Origin of the sequence: Providencia sp. PROV116 (assembly GCF_028482485.1) — a bacterium.
Taxonomy (GTDB): domain Bacteria; phylum Pseudomonadota; class Gammaproteobacteria; order Enterobacterales; family Enterobacteriaceae; genus Providencia; species Providencia rettgeri.
Genome location: NZ_JAMPQO010000024.1, coordinates 1 through 19951, shown reverse-complemented (window position 1 = coordinate 19951; position 19951 = coordinate 1). Strand labels below are relative to the sequence as shown.

Below are 19951 nucleotides of genomic sequence, written 5' to 3'. Positions count from 1 at the left end.
TCTCATCCTTAAGCCTTTAAGAATCGAGCAACATTATCTATCTCTGGAAATAGCGTTGCTTCAGAGATAGCAACATTTTTTAGCTCTTCAATGATTTTAAGTTTAAAAGATGCAGTAATGTTGATTCTATTAATTGAAACAGAGTGAAACTCTTCAGGGATTTTAGCTGGGGTATTTTTTTGATAACCAGTCCCAGTCCCCATACCAAATAATAGAAATGCCCCGCTCTGCCTTATTATGCGTTTATTGTCTAACTTAGGCTTAACACATAGCACTCGATGTACATCACCTTCAACAATTAGATCTTCAAAATACGCTTTTTCTGCCTTGATCATATGAAGGTAACGTTTCCTATCGTTCACTTTATTGATATCAAAATCACTGGGTAACTTAGACAGATTACTAATGACTGAGACTGTATCACTATCATAGAACTTAATATCCTTATCTGGTATTTGATAAATGAGAACTTCTCCAGTCTTCCCACTCTTACCTGTCCCAAATAGCGAGCAACATGCAAAATATAATGCCACGAGAGGATTACTTGTAATATCAAGTAATCGTGTAGGTAAACCGTAGTGTTGCATTTTTACCAAAAAATCAAATGCTGAAGAACAATTAATAAAGTCTTCAGGACAACGCATTATCATATCATGAAAAAGCTGCGATTCTTTATCGATATACTTTGCTGCAGTATCACTATCTGGAATACCTCTAAAGATAGACGGCTGGGCTTGATACTCCGCATCAGCATGACCTCGGAAAAAAAGTGTATGATCGGACCTCTTCTCGATATCAGATATATTCCCAATAAAAGTAGATAGCTTCTGAATAGATATTACATCAGACACTAGCATTCTCCTTTCCAATCACGCACATCTATTTTTCCTGTGACAGCTGCAGAAATAAGAGCTATTTTACGCTCTCTCATCAACGAGATCGCCTCGGTAGCTAGGAATATTAATTCATCAAGTTTTGATACTTTTTCTTTCACATATAGAGTAATCTTTTGTTGTTCTTCTTTTGATGGTGGAACCGCAACTGTAATCCGTAGTACGTCACTATTAGATAGGTTTGCTTGCTTAGTTCCCGAAGGTAGCGCATATAATTGAGTGAGATAAGACTCAGACCAAAGCACGTTCAATAAGAAATCTCTAGTGATTTTTTGACTGATAGGGATTAGTTTTGCGACACGTTGATTGAGTAGATAATGCCCACTGATATCTACTTTAACTGCAAAGCCATAATCTCTTTTTCCTAACGTACCAGTCAAAGACATCAAAATATCATCTTTTATTACCCTAAACTCAGTTAGTTGGTCATACAGAATTTTGCTGACAAAGGTTGGTTGCCTGTCTAGCGCCAATTTATTTTGATAAACATTACCAATCCTTAATATCTGTATTCCACTATCAACAAACTCATTACTATTAAAAGCGTATCCACCTTGGATGGAGGCAAAATACTTTAAGCTTGATACCTCCCAATGCTCCGGTACTTCTCCCAACCATTCCACACCAGAGTCTTTCATTCGTACATCAGGGTTAAGCCCTTTGGTCACTGCGTGAGAAATCACCGCTTGACGTTTTTCTTTTAACAGTTCAATCAGCTTTTCTTGCTTGGCAATTAAGTTATCGATTTTGGCGGTTTCATGATCGAGGACATTAGCGATTTTTTTTTGTTCTTCAAGTGAAGGAAGTGGATACTTAAAGTTGACAAATGTATCCTGATACAAGTGTACAATAGTACTTCCTGTTTTATAGTAATCTACAAAGTCAGTAAATGCCCTCGACAATAAAAGCCAGTAATAATAAGAAGTTATATATTCTTGATTTATAGGTCTAACAACAAATACTCCACTATTTAATGTAGCTTTCCCCTCTAGTCCACTAACTAAAGCAACCTTACCTATCGTGCCATCCTTAGTTATTAATAAATCACCATTTTTTAATTGTATATTTAAGTCCTGAGCATAACGTTCTTCATCACAGTGATAACACTGTTCCCACTGAATAAATTTACCTTTAAAATCAGAACCCGTAACAAGAAATGGACCTACATCAGTAAAATCATCAGACGTTAGTCCGTGCCAACCAACGCGAGCTTTGACAATAGAATTAAACTTTACTCTAGTGAGAGTCCAGTGTACTGGGTAATCCTCTATTATGATCTCAGGACTAGAAATCATTTGTGGATAAGGTTGATAACAACTTATCATTATGAATGTACCTCTTTCAGCAACTGCATAATTTCAGCTGAAATCGCATCCAAATCAGCATCAATCTCGGCTAGTGCTCTAGGTGGTTCATACACATAGAAATGGCGATTGAATGGGATTTCATAACCGACAATACCCACTTCACCATCTTTCGGGTCTAGTTTGCTTTGATCAATCCATGCATCCGGTACGTGTGGTAGGACTTCACGAGCAAAGTAATCAGCAATTTTTTCCGTAAGTGGTACGTTTTCGTTATCACGCAAATCAGGGTTAGCTTCAATCTGGCCTTTGGCTTTGCACACTTCAGCGTCATCATCGTGCTCACCAAGGTGCTTCAAAATTAGTTTTAGCTGTACTGCACTTAATTTAACGTCTGTCAGCTTGCTTTTTAGCTTCTTGAGGAATTTGTCACGGGATAAGTATTTTTCGTCGTCGAACGATGCAAGTGTGTCAAGAATAGCTTGTTGGCTGGTTTCATCCATTTTCAGCCAAACACTGTCTGCTTGCAGCGCTCCAAGGCGTATAGCATCTTTCGGGTAAATGGCTAATTTCAGTGGGCGTTCAACCGTAATTCGGCGGTAGCCAAATTCTTTGTAATCAAAAATTTTACTAAAGTCATTTTCTACAAACTGGCCGTATGTTTGCACGATTATCTCAATCGCTTCAGGTGTTAGTTCTTTGCGCTTGCTACCCAGTGATTTACGCATTGCTGCATAGAATACGTTCTCATCATCGCCTTCGACTTCACCGCCACCACTACGCCCGCGCCCACCTGTTTTAGCACGTTCTTTTGACGCATTAATTAGCTGAACCTTACCTTTGCGAGCAGTTGGCTTATGGTTAGATAACACCCAAATATAAGTGGCAATACCCGTGTTGTAGAACATATCAGTAGGCAACGCCACAATCGCTTCGAGTAAGTCATTCTCTAGAATATAACGCCTAATTTCACTCTCACCGCTACCCGCTCCACCAGTAAAAAGTGGGGAACCATTTAGGATGATACCAATACGTGAACCACCTTCATGTTGAGGGCGCATTTTACTAATCAGGTGCATCAAAAACAGTAATGAACCATCAGACACACGTGGTAGACCTGCACCAAAGCGGCCTTCAAAACCTTTTTGGGTATGCTCATCAGTGATGTATTTTTGGATCTTTTTCCAATCCACCCCAAACGGTGGGTTTGACAGCATATAGTCAAACTTATCATTGCGGAGCTGGTCATTTGATAAGGTATTGCCCAGCTTAATATTATCGACCTTTTGCCCCTTAATCAGCATATCTGCTTTACAGATTGCGTATGACTCTGGGTTCAGCTCCTGACCGAATGCAGATAGAGAAGCTTTATCGTTGAGTTTGTGGACATACTCCATACCAGACGATAAGAAGCCACCGGTTCCTGCTGTAGGGTCGTAGATTGAGCGTACCAAACCTGAACTGGTTAACTCTTCTTCATTAGTGAAAAGTAATGACGTCGTCAGCTCAACAATATCCCTTGGGGTAAAGTGTTCCCCTGCGGTTTCATTCGAGCTTTCAGCAAAGCGTCGGATAAGCTCTTCAAATACTAAACCCATACCATAGTTGCTAATAGTGTCTGGGTGAAGATCAGTAGTCGCAAAACGTTTTGCAACTTTATAAAGCAGGTCGGCTTCTTCCAATTTATCAATGGTATTGAAAAAGTCGAAGTGCTCAAAAATCTCACGGGCATTTGGGCTAAATGATTGAATGTAACTTTGAAGATTATTTGCTACGCCTGTTTCACCAAGACGGTTCAAATCCATTTTTGAGGTGTTATAAAAGCTTAACTGCGCAGCATGGGTAAGTAGTTTGTCCTGCGCTTCAATCGGCATTGATTTTACTGCATCGTATTTAGCCAGAACATCAGCCTTTGTAGCAGCAAGGACACACTCTAAGCGCCTTAGCAGAGTGAAAGGGAGAATGATGCGTCCGTATTGAGATTGCTTGAAGTCGCCACGTAACAGGTCAGCTACTGACCATAGAAATGCCGCTGTTGAAGAGAAATTGTTATTAGTCATTGTAATCAGCACATTGAATATTAAAAAAGTTAACTGATTGTACCTTTATAACAAGCCTAGTGGTAGCGACATACAACGCAAAAAATACAGATTTTCCACCAACTTAACCAAGTCAGTGAACATGGCCTTGATAAAACTGCAGAGCGAAATAATAACTTGCCCGTCAATCATGGCCACTAAGTGAATAATTCAACAAACATATTAATAAACAAACCTCTATTCACTCACATCTTTCTCTTTATACTTAAGGGCCAAGTCATAATACCCATCACGATTAATATACCAAGGGAGCATACATTGCTGTTCTAGCAACCCATAATAATAGTATAAGATTTGAGGATAGCTGCTTTTTTTTATCGGTTTATGCCGTAAATACAAACTTCTAGCTGATACACTAAAACCATAGTCTAAAAATTTTGATTTTACTTTCTCTGAAATTGTCAGACTATTATCTGCTTCATAATAAATCGCCAATTCTGGCTCCGCTACACTACGAATCTCAATCTCAAATCCCCCTAGAGTTCCAAGCCATTTTCCCTGAGAACCTCCAAACATGCGTTTATGAAAATAAAACCTATTCATATTGTTTAGAAATTTTTTGGCTTTTATTACCGAAACATGTTCTTTACACTTAAAAAACAAAAGTGTCCCCTCCTCTTTCCCCTGTAATGAGAGATCAACAAGCCTTTTATAGTAATCCGCAAGAAGTTTACGATCTGTACGGGATGTTTCAGCATCAAGCTTGGGGAGCACAATAGTACCATTCTTCTCGTAGGGTATTGCTACTTCTAACATTCTTTGTAACATCTTAAGCTCAAAAAGTAAGCCCGCTCGAATGAATAACAGCGATAGCTCTGAATTAAGTTCTCTCGCGTATTTATCAGTCTTCCGCGAGTACTTACCACATGTAATAATATTGCGATTTACTAGCTCGTGATAAAAGAGGAAAGGGGCATCAGGATATTCATATGCGTAACAACATTCGGCCAATCGGTACCTAATAATAAATGGCATAGTTGACAATGCTAATACTTGATCACTCATCAACTCATTAGTCGCCTGCAAAAAAAAATTTGGGGTTACGCCATTATGTTCAGCAAATATGGAAAGCGTAGCGAAACTATATAATCTCTCATAGTTAGCTATTTTCTCAAAGGTCTCCCGATTTAAAGATGAATCATCAGGATTCAACTCTTTAAAAGACTCCGCCACATCTGACAAATATTGGTCATCAGCCGTTAAACGAATCTCAAGAGCACACAGCAGGTAATGCTTGGTTATCTCTGCCTGTTTTCCAGTGAGGCCTTCTTTCTGTAGTATCTTATTGATTCCATTAAGAATCCAAGGATACCACTCTTCTATAGATTCTCCGTATATAAATCCCATAAAAACTTGATTGAAATGAAGAGTATCTACCGCATCAAATGCTGCTTTTTGCAACTTCGTTAAAGATGGCATAAGTCAATGTCAAAAAAAGTAAGTAATAATTACCAATTTTAGACACTATTCGTCTTCATTACAATGTATCGCATACCAGCCAACAGGCTTAGGTGGCGAATAACAGAGAATCGTTATTCAAGGTAACTTAGATTATTACAGTTAAACGAGGTAGAAAAAATGAACCACCATACTCAAACTATAAAGATCCTCCGTATTCGTACAGTTATGGCAAAAATTGGCATCTCCCGTTCGACGATATACGACTGGTTAAACCCGAAATCGAAGCGCTACGATCCCACATTTCCAAAGCCACGTCAGTTGGGAAAACAGTCTGTCGGTTGGTTAGAAACAGATTTAGATAAATGGCTACTTCAATGTAAGATAGCCAATGCATCAACACATTGTGTTGATATTACCAGAAATGGTTTTCTCTAATATTAATCGCTGAGCCTTATAATGACTCTCTTGGACGTTAGACTCGTACTAACGTCCGTTACTAGCTGAGTTGCCGATTCAACTATTCTCGACTCCTTCCAATAGACCTGTATTCATCCTCATAACATTTGGTATAATCCTTAGCTAAATAGTCCATGAAACTTAATAACTGCCCAAGGTGTTCCTCATAATCGTCTTTATTAATATTTAAATGGAAGACTCCTTTTTCCGGAAAATGTACTAATGCAGCATACAAAGTAGAGTCTAATCTTAAAGCACTGCACCATGCCTGCTGAATTAGTGCAGATAAGCTATTGTCAGAATAGAATTTTCCTACACCATAGTAAAAATCTTTATTGAGTAATAATAATACGTGGTAATGTTTACGTTTATTAATATTACCTATTTCTCGTACCCATATGTACCGTAAACGATTTCGCCAATTACGTTCCCAACGTTTATTCTTTCTTATGCAATCAACCTTTATTTTAGCTTTAAGTGATTCAATAAAGCGTGTTATCTCTCGACCTGCATCACTATATTTGTAATCACGTGGAAAACGTAAATCTACCCGTAAAGCCAAAGTACGAGGAAAATCATTTACTGCCTGATTGATTACATCAACAAATACATTTTGATATTTTTTATTGTATGAGTATTCTTGCATTTATTTATACCAATGGTTATTTTTTATAGACTATAAAAATATCGTTATAAATAAACATACAATATCAAAACCCAACCATTACATGAAAACAATTAAAGAAAAAATAAAGTTTAAATAATTTTAAACTAAACCTTTAATTTACTTACCTTCATATAATATCATATATTAGTTAGCCCCATTAAATTAATGCTAAGTCATTAAATTAACAATAGGTAACTCATATAATTAAATTGATATTATATATTACTATACCGACGACACTAGATTTAATTAAAATAAAAAATAGAGTAATACAGAGCATGCTAGACATACTCTATTCAATTTTATCGAATATAATTTCACTCTGATATTAGTTTGACCTATTTTTAACATAATTTATTGCGATTCATTGCTACAATCGCAACAGTAGCAATTTAATAATTTGAAATGACTGATTTTTTTGTAAATTTATTGTTACGGAAAAACTTACCTTCACAGACCAGTTTTGCTCCTCCTCTTGTATAATCTATTTCAATCGCATTCACACTTTCAAGATTATTTACTACAGTATTCAATAATTCTCCTTTTCGTAAAGCATTAGGGCCGATGCGACGAATATCATTAAGCTTAATACAGTCTGTATTTGAGCGTTCATACTCCATATCTAACCAAGACAATAACAAGGCTTCATAATAGTCCCCCTCATGAGAGAATACATTAATAGCTTGCTCCATATACCACTCGCATAATAGCCATGCCTTTTGAATATACTCTTTTTTTATTGCACAATTTCCCTCCGTAAAGTAACTAAGTAGTGCAGATAACCGAGCAACATTATTCGGTAACTTTGATGCAAAATCGTTCATATTAGCGTATATTTCATCAGGGTTGATACGATGCTCAATCTTATTATAGATTCGTTCCCATTGATATTGAGCCTCTGTATCTAATGATATAATATCTCTATTTCTAGCTTTTATATTTGCTTCATCTTTCATTAGTAATTCATTGATTCTTTGATGAAAGTAACTAAGGTTTTCTTGTTCATTTGAATGGGGTCGAATAAATCGTTCTCCCTGTGTCGACAAATGTTCATCAATAAAAACAGGTAAACAACGAGCAAAAAAACCACTACCTCTCGCCTTCTCACCTTGCCGTTTTAAATATAAATCAAATGGTTTCTTTTGTACCATCATAGATAAAGTAATACGCCCATCCTCTATTGTAAAACTTTGAGCTGTTTTACGCTCAACATGAAAACTGACGCCATCCCACATTGAATTAATAAAACTCAAGTCTTTCATGACCTGTCTATCCAATATGTTTGCTCCTTCATCAGCAATTAAACCAATATTTGGAGAGTGATTATACATAGTAAACTGCAGTGCTTCTGGAGTAGTATTATTATAAATTAATCGATTACATTTCGGCAAGATAGGCTTCTCAATTTGTAATTCTCTTAAGCGTTGAAACTCCAGCTCAGTAGGTTGTCCTTTGACTGTTTTTTCTTTATTACTCCTAAGATTGCTTTTTCTTTTGTTTCCCAGACTTTCAATTCAATCGAATAAATTTCTTGATTTTCATCAAATTTATGTAGTGAGTTTTTATCATGTTGATAAAATGGATCCATAACTATCCGATCAACAGTGGTCTTTCTCTCCCCTGAATTTGCGATCACAAATAAAAACAATGATACAGGTGTTTTCATTTTTTCATTAACTTCAACATTAATTAGATTTTGACAAGATAACGAAATAGCACTAATAACTGATGATGCAATTAATGGAATGGGAGCTTGTGTAAGCTCTTCAATGTCTAAAATAGCCTCACGCAATTCAGATGGAAATGCATTCAATGGAAAGTGCCTCATGATTTTTGCCCTATTGTTTGTTTCGATAGCCGTAATAAATCGCAAACTTAATCGCAAGTCAATTTGAAATTTAACTTTGGATTAATTTAGTTTAGATAAGACAGAGTATTTTCATTAAAATTTATTTAATAAAATTATTTCATTAGAAAACAATCTTAAAATAAAAAGACTTACCCTTCTAAATATTTTATTATAATCTTTCAATATTGATGTCTTGTTTAACATATTTCTTAACCTACAAGAAAATACTTGCATTGATTTATATTTAAATCCATTACTAACTTCATACAACAAGGAAAAGTCATACTTTCCTCAAAGTCATATAGCTCATCTTAAAAGTTCTATGCGACTCATTAAACTTTTACAGTTATTACCTTTATCCAAGTAATATAAAAAATTATCACTTGATGAAATATACCTATGTATTTTAAAAACTTTTTCAGATATATATTATTTTAGTGATATCTCATCCTTGATATCTCATCCTTGATATCTCAATAGCCACCAGCCATCCATTTGGGTGGCTGCTTTATTTTGAGGTTAATATGAAAAAATTATCAGGCTATACCCTTATTCGTCGCCATCTCCGACGCTATCCTCGTTCACTGCGTCAAACCTTATTAAAAGAACTTAATCAGCTTGTTACCTATCAACCTGTAATTGGTATAATGGGCAAGACTGGTGTCGGGAAATCCAGTCTGTGTAATGCCTTATTTCGCAGTCAAGTTTGTTCTGTCAGTGCTGTTGAAGCTTGTACTCGGCAACCCCAACAGGTCAAATTGCGCTTTGGACAGCACACACTAACGCTAGTTGATTTACCGGGTGTCGGAGAAAGCCAACAGCGTGATGAGGAGTATCGTGAGCTCTATCGTGAGTGGATATCTAAACTCGATATGGTGCTTTGGGTACTCAAAGCTGATGACCGTGCTTTCTCCATTGAAGAGCAGTTTTATCAAACAGTATTCACGGAGTATAACGGAGAGCTACCAGCTATTACTTGGATTTTGAATCAAGTTGATAAAATAGAGCCTGTAGAGCAGTGGCACTGGGAATCCGCACAGCCGTCAAAACAACAGCAAGCTCATATCACATTGAAACGACATGCTATCGCCAAACAAATGCATATCTCTGCAGATACCATCATTCCGATATCTGTTAAAGGCCGATATCATCTTCCCCAATTGGTAGAGGCGATTATTACTCGTCTCCCAAAGCAGGCACGTAGTCCCTTAATCCCACATCTACACAACTCCTATCAGACCACAACGGTTATCAATCATGCGCGTAGCTCTTTCGGTGATACGGTCGTAGATATCATTGAGCAGGTGATTGATTTAGCACCATTACCGCAGGTCGCTCGACAAGCCCTCAAATCAACAACTCATCATATTGCTCAAGTAGCGCGCTCTGTCTGGTCATTTTTATTTAGTTAATTCAATTACATACTGAAATACCAACCTATCGATAAATGATTTTACGTTGTCATGATCGAAATTGTCGATCGAACCGATCGGTTTTTTTCATTATCCATACGGAAATGATGGCTATACAATCTCTCAGAAGTATCATTGCCTTAAGTTTATTTATAAAAATCAATGCGATAAATCGCAGGGTTTGTCACGTTATTAAGAATTGAGAGCCATCAGTTGTTTGTTGAGCACTCACTTTTTGTTCGTATTAATGAAGTCTTAGAGCCTTTTATCTGAATAGGCAAAATCACTAATTGGAAAATATCATGAAAACAAAATTGATTATTTCTGCACTTTTTATTTCGGCTTTAACACCGACATTCACTCATGCTTTTGGTAACTCACACACTTGGACGAGTAACAAAACACAAGGCGTGACCGAGTTTGTCATTCTGGGTCAGGGCCAATCTCAGCTTTATCTGTCTTGTGAAGATAAAGCTGATAAGCCTATAAGGATTACTTTTACCGATATAAACGGTCATCAAACCCGCATGGATTCGGAACAATATTTGGAAATGAAATTTAACGGGGAGGAGACGGCTCAAATCAGTGAAAGCGCAAGCCGAGCGGGCTCAAGTCATCTAGCCTCAGCTTGGTATAATTTACGTACAGCTAAACAAGTTACAGTGTCCAGTGATGAAGGTGAGCCCGTGACCTTTACGCTTAATGGCGCTGCATCAGTTCTTCCCGAATTTGGTGATGATGGTTGTCTCGCTGAATTTTTCCTTTAGTCATACCTCATGATAGCAAATGAGCCATATTGCATCATTTGCCAGATACGGCTATGGCCTTCTTTTCTATTACTCTTCTATTTACGACTAGGACCATAATTATGAAAAAACAACTTTGTGCGCTCTTATTAGGGGTCAGTGCTTTTTCCGTCTATGCTGAACAAGCACCGATTCAACTCAAATCAGGCCCCAGTAATGCAGGGCGTACATACAGTAAAGTGTATATTACTTCGAATGTCGATAGTGTGATTATCAAGAAAATCATCGTTAATCGAGGTAATTGTAAAGATGCAGAGTATCTTCCTTGGAAGCCAATTAGGCTGAATTTTGGCAGCACGTACGAACGTATTTTCACAGGAAAACGTGCAGGAACACCCTGTAATGTGCTCGAAGTGGCTGTTGATACAAACCAAGGTACATGGACATTTAACTTCAAATAATCATTCTTATTTTTACCCTAATCTTGTATGGCCTGCTCAACATAGCAGGCCTACCTTATTTCGTTTATCAATGACCCCCTCTCTTACATCTAATGTAAAACGCACTGACTCAAATCATTTACCAAACGCAATTTTATTCTTATTTATACCCCCTCAGCCTATTTATTATTCAATTATTACATGGAGATATCACATGCCATCCCCTTATTCAGCCTTAAACCCTGACACTTTTATGCAAGCTAATGTTGTTCCACTTTCTGCTAGGCCAAATTTCTGGCAAAACCACTTCGGCACAGTAAAAGGCTTCTCCACGTTTGAAGTGGTGATTTTCACTATTATGGGGCAGTTCTGCGAAGAGTACACTGGCGGCTATTGGGAATACTGCACCTTACCCAACGGCGGTGCATTTATTTACCCATATTTGGCCCCTGAAAAACTCACGCTATTCAATATGCACAATGGCAATGAAGCGGGACTCAGCCTTGAAGCGGCAGGTGTCGCCGTCTGTTTGATGTTGTATAGTCAGTGGTCATTTAGAACCGAAAGTGAAGTACTAGTCGAGCGTTTTTACCAGCTTCGTGATTACGCAATTCAACATGCTGAAAGTTCAGCCATTTTCCATCTTATCGATTAATTCCCTCTTAATTCATTCTTTCAGTTTTACCTATCTTATTTATATTCAAGGAAATTTATTATGACTCGCTTAGCTTCCCGCTTTGGTGCGGCGAATAGCATTCGTCGCGACCGCCCGTTAACCGCAGAAGAATTATTCCGTACTGTACCGAGTGTTTTCTCTGAAGAAAAACATGAATCCAGAAGTCAGCGTTATACTTATATTCCAACCATTACCTTATTGGATAGCCTTCAAAAGGAAGGCTTTTATCCGTTCTTTGCTTGCCAAACTCGTGTACGTGATGCCAGCCGTCGAGAGCATACTAAGCACATGTTACGACTTAGGCGACATGACCAAATTACGGGTATACAAGTCCCTGAAATTATTCTTTTAAATAGCCATGATGGTTCGAGTAGCTATCAGATGTTGCCGGGACTCTTTAGAGCTGTATGCTCCAACGGTTTAGTTTGTGGAGATACCTTTGGTGAAGTGCGTGTACCCCATAAAGGTGATGTTGTTGGCAAGGTGATTGAAGGGGCATATGAGGTACTGGAAACTTTCGACACCATAGCTGAAAAGCGTGAACAGATGCAATCTCTTCTATTACCGCCACCAGCACAGCAAGCCTTGGCACAAGCGGCTTTAACATATCGCTTTGGTGAGGAACATAAACCTATTACCGAGGAACAAGTATTACAACCTCGTCGCTGGGAGGATAAGAAAGATGATCTTTGGACTGTATATCAACGCTTGCAGGAAAATTTAATTAAAGGAGGGTTACCAGGTAGGAACGCTAAAGGCAAGCGAGCTCTCACTCGTTCGGTGAATGGTATTGATGGGGATATTAAACTGAATAAGGCACTGTGGGTGATGACAGAAAAGATGCATGAACATTTTTCAGGAAGAGAGAGGATATAAAAATGGGAGCACATTGTTTTCATAAAATGATGTGCTGCTATCTATTTGTTGGTAGTTTTCTTTTTTTGTTAAACTGTAGTGGCATAGTTAGCTAATATGAGGCTAAGTTGGATGTTTCAAACACTACTATCTGATGGCATAATCTATTATCTTCATGTATGAATAAAAATGAGGTATAAGTGGAAATCATTAGTGCAAATACGTTCCTTTTGAGCGAAGTTGAAAATAGTATTGCTATCCTCAAATCAAAAATTGATATCCTTAAGAGAAAAACAAAAATTATCAATATATTCACTCTCTTACTTGGCGCTTCAATTACTATTGCTTTAGGGCTTACTATTAATGGCTACCAAGAGTATCAAAGAAATTTAGCTCTCTGTTTTGGTGCTACACTTACAGCTGTAAATAGTTGGAATGTGATTTTTGATTATAAAAAACTTTGGATCAGACAAAAATCAACACTATTACACTTATATCAGCTAAAAAACGATATTTGCTTCTCGCAATCAGTAGGCCAAATATCACATGATAGGCAGTTAGAGTTATTTGAAAGATACCAAAGTATTTGGGAAGACAATGGTAGTGAATGGCGTGACATCAATCGTACATCATCTCGCAATTCTACTCCATCAAAGCCTTCAGATGATTAAAATAGGATTAACATGCATTTAACTCACTTAGAAATAGATAAAATCTGTATCCATCAAATTTTTAACAGAAATAATGATGGTTCCAAGAAAGCTCCAGAAAAAAGTTCAGACCTTATTAAATTTGATGCTGCAGCTTTAGATACATTCAAACAAAGAGTGATCGATGCACTTGGCTCACATTCAAAAGCTGTTGACATGAAAATTATTGAGCAGGCAGAGGACAAAACCCCAAGTCTTTTCACTTCTCTAAAAACTGCTACAGATTCAGACTTTGTTGATACGTCATACGAATTAGCTGATAAGCTTGCTGATGCTCAAAAAAGCAAAAGTTTATCAGGTGGCATCGTTGTTGTATTTTTAGGCTCCTTTGGCTCAATAGATGCAACAGAAAGAAAGGTGATCGTCGGTGTCATAAAAGCTGATATCTATAGTGCATACCAAAAAATTGAAGATGAAATTACCAAAGAAATCTCACTTAAATATGTAAAAGAAGCTTTATTGACGCCATCTACTAAGTTATTCAAAACTGCAGCGTTTGCTGAAAAATACCCTAACTCTAGCACTTCAACTGTACTTGATCTAAATGATAGTTGGCTAGTAGCCATATCAGACAATCAAATCAGCAAAGTAGATGGCAAAGCTGCGGCTCAGTACTTTTATGAAAAATTTTTAGGTTGTGGGTATCCAGAATCAAGTGCAAGAAATACTAAAAATTTTTTTGAAGCAGCTAACACCTTTATCAAAAAGCTCGAAGTAACAAATGAAGAAAAATATGAATTAAACAATGCATTAATGTGTTACTTAAAGCTCGATAAATCGGGGGTCATATCACCAGACCAGTTCGCACAGACTTACTTTGATGCTGACACAGCTGATGATTTTATAACTCACCTTGCAGATTCTGGTGTACCTACAACATCGTTTACAAAAGATACACAGCATGTTGATAGCAAACTCAGAATCCAAAGAGTATCGTTTGGACAAAGTATTCGCTTATTAGCTCCAGCTGAGATACTTCAAGATAAAGTAACAATGGAGCAAGTTACATGTGACGACGACGGTAACTCCGTTAGTTGGACTAAACTAATTATAAAAGAAAAATTGGCCTTACCACAGTGAATCAAACTGAGTTTCTAAAAAAATGGCATAGCGAAAAGCTCATTTACAAAGCATGGGGCAATTTTGTTATATCTAAAGTAAATTCATCCATTGAATCGCTTGGGTATAACCTCAATAATTACATAAAGATCAAACCTTTTGCTAGAGTTAAAGACGATAATTCTCTTATTGACAAAGCCTTTTATAGGCCAGATAAATCGTATGAACATCCTTACTATGACATTGAAGACAAAGTAGGCTGTCGATTTGTTGTACTACTTGTAGACCAAGTGGAGCAAATTGCCAATATAATTAGAACTGATACTTCTTGGCTGACAGAAGAATGTCGACATTTCAATGATGAGAGGAATAGCGCCCCCTTATTGTTCACATACCAGTCAGTACATTTTGTGGTGAGGTCAATAGAAGAGTTAGAGTTTGATAGTATAAAGATTCCTAGTGGTACGCCATGTGAGATACAAATTCGAACCTTACTACAGCATGCATATGCAGAGTTAACACATGACTCAATTTACAAAGCTAAAAAAATGGTTAAACCGCAGATTCAGCGGACCGTTGCTAAGAGCATGGCCCTAATTGAAACTACGGATGGTTTTTTTAAAGAAGTGAGTACAAGTCTACAAGGACCAGCAGAACATTATGATATTGTATCAGTACTTAATGCTCTTTATGAAGAATTTATATCATCACCACCCATAGATTTTCAAAAATCATCTTTTGTCATTTTAGATACGTTCGAAGACCTTTTCGAAAGTAGGTTTCAATCAAGAGTAAGGAAGTTGATTACAAGCAACAGCCATGACTTAATTAATGTAATAAAAGCTAATTCATCTAAAGACCCATTTTATAAGCAAAGCATCTCAATTTTCACTGGGTGGTTAATAATAGAGCGCAGAAGTAGAGTTGTACGTGATTGGCCTTTAGATCAAAATCTTTTAAAGAACTTTGCGTCATCTCTTTCTGTATCTCTCGACCTATAATCACTAATTTAAGTTAATCAATATATTACGATTTTATTGTATCTACGCCCTAATTCTTTTAAACATAATGTTATACTGAACGCAAAATTAGACACTAATTTTCTTCGCTAAGAAAAACCTTTATCTTCATTAAGAAAAGTATACATCTGTTATAAACAAAAATTAAAAACCAACAAACTAAATGAGTGAACATTAATGGATAAAATAAAACTCACAGAAGCAAAAATACGTGACTATATTGCTGAAAACCTATCTTTAATTGAACCATCATTAGAATTTATTGGTAAAGAATATTATTTACCAAATACTGAAGGTGCCGCAGGTTTTCTTGATATTTTTGCACGCGATTCCAAAGGAAAATTAGTAATTATCGAAATTAAACGAACTAATGCTGCTGCAAGAGAGGCCATACAAGAATTGTATAAGTATGTATCACTGATACGCTCACGATTACTCGTAAAAAATGAGGAAATCCGTTTAATACTATTATCCGTTCAATGGCACGAATTAAGATCGCCTGTCTCAGAATTTTATTCTGAGACACCTTTTGAAATATCAGTTGGTAAAATAAATCTCAATGAGCAAGGTATCCCTACATCAATCACTCCAGTATTGATTACATCTTCTTCTGCTGAACGAAAAATTGGTATAAGACATTTTCTATGGGGATTTCCGAATGAAGGGGCAGCTGAACTGGCGATTCATCTAATTGAAACTAAAATAAAAAATTCAGGGTTGAAAGATTTCGTATTGATAAAAAGTAATGCAACGAGTGAATCATTAGCAGGACGTTCGTTTATCTATTTTGCGCAACGAGAGCTTCTTTTAGAAGAATATCTTCAACTTATTAAGAAAAACTCGAGTAAAATACAGTTTTCTGAGTTTGAAAAAAATCTAGAAACACTAACTGAAATTGATGACAAAATAGCGGAAGCATCTGATGAGGTCTGGCTTGGCACATATGGAATGCCTCATCGGCAGTTTGGTGCTGATACTGCAGAAATATCTTCGCTAGAAAAAGGGTATGGTTGGTTCGAAGAAGGAGCTCAAAATAATATCAAAATCTATCGATTTGGCCGTTTTGATGATGAATGGTTAGATGATGATACTATCATAAAAGAGATTCGTGGTTATAATGGGGCATCAACTGTTCTTTTGGATTTTATAGCTAATACCAGTTCACCTCCAGAAATGAAGGCATTAGCTAAAGGGGTCAACAATGTTTTTTTCTATAACCAAACGTGGCAAGGCGCTGTACATAAATTAATACATTATGCTAAAAACAAGCAAGGAAATATAAAAATAGCCGTCCGAGCCTTTAATCCTGAAGATATTTTACGTTCTATTGCAGCTTCAGTTTTTGGTTATCCAGCTTACACTCCTACTTTTAACGTTGATATTGAATGTGAAGGAAATCTTGAACGTTTTATTGGTATTGTTGAATGGAATGGTCGTCAGCCAGATTTTAATAAAATTATAGGTGATCATTTTGAAGGGGAGATGTTGGGTTATTTCACAGCCTGTCATTTCGGTGAAAATAAAACTATAAATCATGATGTTATGCTTGACCTCGGTTTATCTTATTCAGTCTTAAGGGTAAATGCTAATAAATCTCAGCGCATACGTGTTCAAGGTTCATCGATTATCCCTATAAAAGGAAAAGTTCGTTCACTCAACCAATTAGTATCTGAGTATGAAAATGAAACAATACAATTAGCTAAACAATTTATGGCCGTAGATAGTGGATTCGCTGAAATAATTGCACAGTACTACTTGCATATTGATGCAGAACAACACATCTCAAAACTAATTGAAAAAAACACAAAAAAAACTGAAACATACTGGCTCGGTGATATTAACAAATGTGACTCATGTAACTATCCATTCTCACTACTAAAATTCATGGTAGATACTATATTCTTAGGCGGTTTTGGTGCAAATCTCTGTGCTTACTGTTTCTTGCAACAAGGTCGAGGTTTAGGCACAGGACGTGGTCAAATGTATAGAGCAACCACTAAAACTATTTCTTATTTTTCTCTATCATTACTGCACTGAATACAATATCAGCAACTGAAGTAATGTAGTTATTCCCCTCCCCTATTAACTAATGAAATACCTAAAATGCTGTACAGATACCTAATCAATCTTAGTATCCAAAAATCAATCAAAATATTTTTAGGCACCTTATTAGGCACTTTTTCAAAGTTGAATTGAACATTAGCACTATAAAATCATTTAGTTAAGCGACGAATTCAGACTCCGCCAGCCTAATTAATTGATTTATAACGAATTTCAAACCATTTCATGTTGAAATTGTGCTGTAGGATGTACTGCATGACGACATTAAAGCTCTCCCACTACCTCTACTATCGAACCAATACATGATAGTTTCGTAAAACCATCCCGACCATTAGCCTTAATCTTCAATAGCCAATATAATCACTGGGGCAAGCCCTATATTCAGGAACCACGGAAACGGTCAAGGAATACATTGTCTTTTTCCAGCAGCAACTTAGGTTATTAGTCAACGCATGGCGGCAGCGTGAAATAGATGATTTTCATCTGAATATTGATAAGAGAATTGATGAACTCAGACGGGGGCTTACAAACTATTTCACCTCAATCATTAATGGAATTACCAATAGCTTGCAACTACTCAATAAATATCAATTCAGCTCCCTCACAGGGAGTTGAATTCAAAGTAAACATCAATAACTATTTATTATTCAATTTTCTTAAAAGAATTAGGCTTTTTTTACCATCACACTAAATTAATTATCCTTTGCTGAAATATATAATAGTTTTCATGTTAAGCCTTGCAAACATAAAAACATGATTCATTAGGTAGAAGTCTTATACCATGCATTATTTACCTGTTCGGCAATAATATTTATCGTTTTTACCTGATAGGGAGCACAACTAACTACATCGACCGAATCTAAATCAAATATTGCGATGTTATAGCCCTCATCTCCGAAGTGGCTTTTATATGCAATTGCATCATACCCAGCACTGCGAAAAAGCTCAGCCAGTATTTGAGTCGGTGCGTAATCAGCCTTATCATCCGACCGCGTAACTGGCGTTGAAAATGCGTTATCAATATCAGTCCAAACAGCTTTCTCTTTCTGTTGTGCTGTAAGCTCTTTTACACCGAGTATATAACTAAAAATAGGCCCAGAAAGTGAGGACTTACCATGACCAAGCGAAAGATCGAGTACCCTCAATGGAGATAAAAGTTTGCATGTTGCTAAAGAAACATTAGCACCGACCCAAGGCCGCACTTCAGAAATCGCAGTCTTTACTGTTGTACCTACATATAGCACTGGAATGCCTTAGGGATTTGCACGCCCTTCTTTGGCTCTATCAACCAAAGGCTTCATACGAGAAGCTCTAAAACCTAACATATCCTCTTCGATCCAGTTGCCATCATTATCGGTCCTATCACAAATATCTATACCAAGCTGAGCCCTATAAAAAATGCTCCCCTCTTTCAACTCACGATCTCGTCCCTTGATTGTAGCTAGAACAGTATCAAAGAATACATTCTGCTCTTTACTTAAGATGTAACGGCTAGTCTTGCGAACATAGTCTGCGAATTGTGAATAACTGTCCTAACAAGCAAACTCAGACTGATGAATTAAATTCTTCTTACTAACAGCCATATACGAACCCGCTAAACAAAATTTCTGTTTGTAAATTTCTCAGTCTAATGCATATTATTGATTCTGTTAAATCCCCTATCTATTCAATTGATGTGAAACACAAATAACCGACTCATTTAACATTAATAGCTTCAGTAACCAACACTGTAAAGCTAATCACAAGGAATAAATACTATTGGAATATCAATATTCTTTGCCTATCAAAACCATGGTTACTTGCAAAACTAAGGTATTCATTTAATAACTCTGGTGGCATAGTTGGAGTACGTGATAGCACCCATAGATAATCTTTATTAGGTCCAACAACTAATGAATATTGATAGTTATCATCTAGCTTAATAATATTATAGCCGCCGTAAAAGGGCCCAAAGAATGAAACCTTTAAAGCCCCAGTATCCGAGGATTCAACAAAGTAAGCTTTCCCTATACTCTCTTTCCATTTTTTACTTTCAGAATTCCATCCTCTATTCACTACTTTTACACCTCCGTCATTACGAAGAGAATAGTTAGCAGAGACTTTACTTAATCCTTTTTCAAATCGATTATCTATTCTCGCTACTTCATGCCATTCGCCAAGGTAACGTGATAAATCAAACTTCTCAACAGGTGATATATCTTTTGGCACTTTAACGCTACATCCGTTAAGTAGAAGCATACTTAAAAACATAAAAATTGACTTCACTCGCATGGTAACTCCGTTGAATATTTCTCGATGAGATAC

19 protein-coding genes are annotated in these 19951 nt (G+C 36.7%); 10 read left to right on the top strand and 9 right to left on the bottom strand.

Going from position 1 to position 19951, the window contains the following annotated elements; genetic code table 11:
- Window positions 1-8: 8 nt before the first annotated feature.
- The 4 genes from PSE72_RS16360 to PSE72_RS16345 all read right to left on the bottom strand — a co-directional run bounded on the left by PSE72_RS16360 (window position 9) and on the right by PSE72_RS16345 (window position 5715).
- Window positions 9-851, bottom strand: coding sequence for an FRG domain-containing protein (locus PSE72_RS16360; protein WP_272691024.1), 843 nt, complete (start codon window positions 849-851; stop codon window positions 9-11).
- Window positions 851-2218 (bottom strand): restriction endonuclease subunit S, encoded by a 1368-nt coding sequence (locus PSE72_RS16355; protein ID WP_272691023.1) that lies wholly within the window; start codon window positions 2216-2218, stop codon window positions 851-853. The genes PSE72_RS16360 and PSE72_RS16355 overlap by 1 nt, the downstream gene beginning before the upstream one ends.
- Complete coding sequence (locus tag PSE72_RS16350; RefSeq protein ID WP_272691022.1) at window positions 2218-4257, bottom strand: type I restriction-modification system subunit M; 2040 nt, start codon at window positions 4255-4257, stop codon at window positions 2218-2220. Before PSE72_RS16350 ends, PSE72_RS16355 begins: the two co-directional genes overlap by 1 nt.
- Window positions 4258-4473: 216 nt before the next feature.
- Window positions 4474-5715: a hypothetical protein gene (locus tag PSE72_RS16345; RefSeq protein WP_272691021.1), complete on the bottom strand. Its 1242-nt coding sequence runs from the start codon at window positions 5713-5715 to the stop codon at window positions 4474-4476.
- Window positions 5716-5874: 159 nt separating this feature from the next.
- Here PSE72_RS16345 and PSE72_RS16340 point away from each other — a divergent pair, with 159 nt between their 5' ends.
- Window positions 5875-6132: a helix-turn-helix transcriptional regulator gene (locus tag PSE72_RS16340; protein WP_272691020.1), complete on the top strand. Its 258-nt coding sequence runs from the start codon at window positions 5875-5877 to the stop codon at window positions 6130-6132.
- A gap of 82 nt (window positions 6133-6214) precedes the next feature.
- On the opposite strand, the gene PSE72_RS16335 is transcribed toward PSE72_RS16340, so the two are convergent.
- The 3 genes from PSE72_RS16335 to PSE72_RS16325 form a co-directional block, all read right to left on the bottom strand.
- Window positions 6215-6799 (bottom strand): inovirus Gp2 family protein, encoded by a 585-nt coding sequence (locus tag PSE72_RS16335; RefSeq protein WP_272691019.1) that lies wholly within the window; start codon window positions 6797-6799, stop codon window positions 6215-6217.
- 413 nt (window positions 6800-7212) lie between these two features.
- The gene (locus tag PSE72_RS16330) at window positions 7213-8256 is read right to left on the bottom strand and encodes a DUF3987 domain-containing protein (RefSeq protein ID WP_272691033.1); all 1044 of its coding nucleotides are present in this window, start codon (window positions 8254-8256) and stop codon (window positions 7213-7215) included.
- Window positions 8238-8648 (bottom strand): DUF3987 domain-containing protein, encoded by a 411-nt coding sequence (locus tag PSE72_RS16325; RefSeq protein ID WP_272691018.1) that lies wholly within the window; start codon window positions 8646-8648, stop codon window positions 8238-8240. Before PSE72_RS16325 ends, PSE72_RS16330 begins: the two co-directional genes overlap by 19 nt.
- 545 nt (window positions 8649-9193) lie before the next feature.
- Here PSE72_RS16325 and PSE72_RS16320 point away from each other — a divergent pair.
- The 9 genes from PSE72_RS16320 (at window position 9194) to PSE72_RS16280 (ending at window position 17623) form a co-directional block, all read left to right on the top strand.
- Window positions 9194-10081, top strand: a complete 888-nt coding sequence (locus PSE72_RS16320) for a GTPase family protein (protein WP_272691017.1) — start codon at window positions 9194-9196, stop codon at window positions 10079-10081.
- A gap of 302 nt (window positions 10082-10383) precedes the next feature.
- Window positions 10384-10848 (top strand): hypothetical protein, encoded by a 465-nt coding sequence (locus tag PSE72_RS16315; RefSeq protein WP_272691016.1) that lies wholly within the window; start codon window positions 10384-10386, stop codon window positions 10846-10848.
- A gap of 101 nt (window positions 10849-10949) precedes the next feature.
- Window positions 10950-11288 (top strand): hypothetical protein, encoded by a 339-nt coding sequence (locus PSE72_RS16310; RefSeq protein WP_272691015.1) that lies wholly within the window; start codon window positions 10950-10952, stop codon window positions 11286-11288.
- Window positions 11289-11520: 232 nt separating this feature from the next.
- Window positions 11521-11922, top strand: coding sequence for an antirestriction protein (locus PSE72_RS16305; RefSeq protein WP_272691032.1), 402 nt, complete (start codon window positions 11521-11523; stop codon window positions 11920-11922).
- 60 nt (window positions 11923-11982) lie between these two features.
- Window positions 11983-12819 (top strand): DUF932 domain-containing protein, encoded by an 837-nt coding sequence (locus PSE72_RS16300; protein WP_272691014.1) that lies wholly within the window; start codon window positions 11983-11985, stop codon window positions 12817-12819.
- A 179-nt stretch (window positions 12820-12998) separates the two neighbouring features.
- Window positions 12999-13469 carry an SLATT domain-containing protein gene (locus tag PSE72_RS16295; RefSeq protein WP_272691013.1) on the top strand — a complete coding sequence of 157 codons (471 nt, stop codon included), beginning with the start codon at window positions 12999-13001 and terminating at the stop codon, window positions 13467-13469.
- Window positions 13470-13481: 12 nt separating this feature from the next.
- Window positions 13482-14588 (top strand): nucleoid-associated protein, encoded by a 1107-nt coding sequence (locus PSE72_RS16290; protein ID WP_272691012.1) that lies wholly within the window; start codon window positions 13482-13484, stop codon window positions 14586-14588.
- Window positions 14585-15568 (top strand): GTP pyrophosphokinase, encoded by a 984-nt coding sequence (locus PSE72_RS16285; protein WP_272691011.1) that lies wholly within the window; start codon window positions 14585-14587, stop codon window positions 15566-15568. Before PSE72_RS16290 ends, PSE72_RS16285 begins: the two co-directional genes overlap by 4 nt.
- Window positions 15569-15763: 195 nt before the next feature.
- Complete coding sequence (locus PSE72_RS16280) at window positions 15764-17623, top strand: endonuclease NucS domain-containing protein (protein ID WP_272691010.1); 1860 nt, start codon at window positions 15764-15766, stop codon at window positions 17621-17623.
- Between the two features lie 785 nt (window positions 17624-18408).
- Here PSE72_RS16280 and PSE72_RS16275 read toward each other — a convergent pair.
- On the bottom strand, window positions 18409-18891 hold the full coding sequence (locus PSE72_RS16275; protein WP_217007769.1) for an RES family NAD+ phosphorylase: 483 nt from the start codon (window positions 18889-18891) through the stop codon (window positions 18409-18411).
- 511 nt (window positions 18892-19402) lie between these two features.
- Window positions 19403-19918 carry a lipocalin family protein gene (locus tag PSE72_RS16270; protein WP_094962129.1) on the bottom strand — a complete coding sequence of 172 codons (516 nt, stop codon included), beginning with the start codon at window positions 19916-19918 and terminating at the stop codon, window positions 19403-19405.
- Between the last annotated feature and the right edge of the window lie 33 nt (window positions 19919-19951).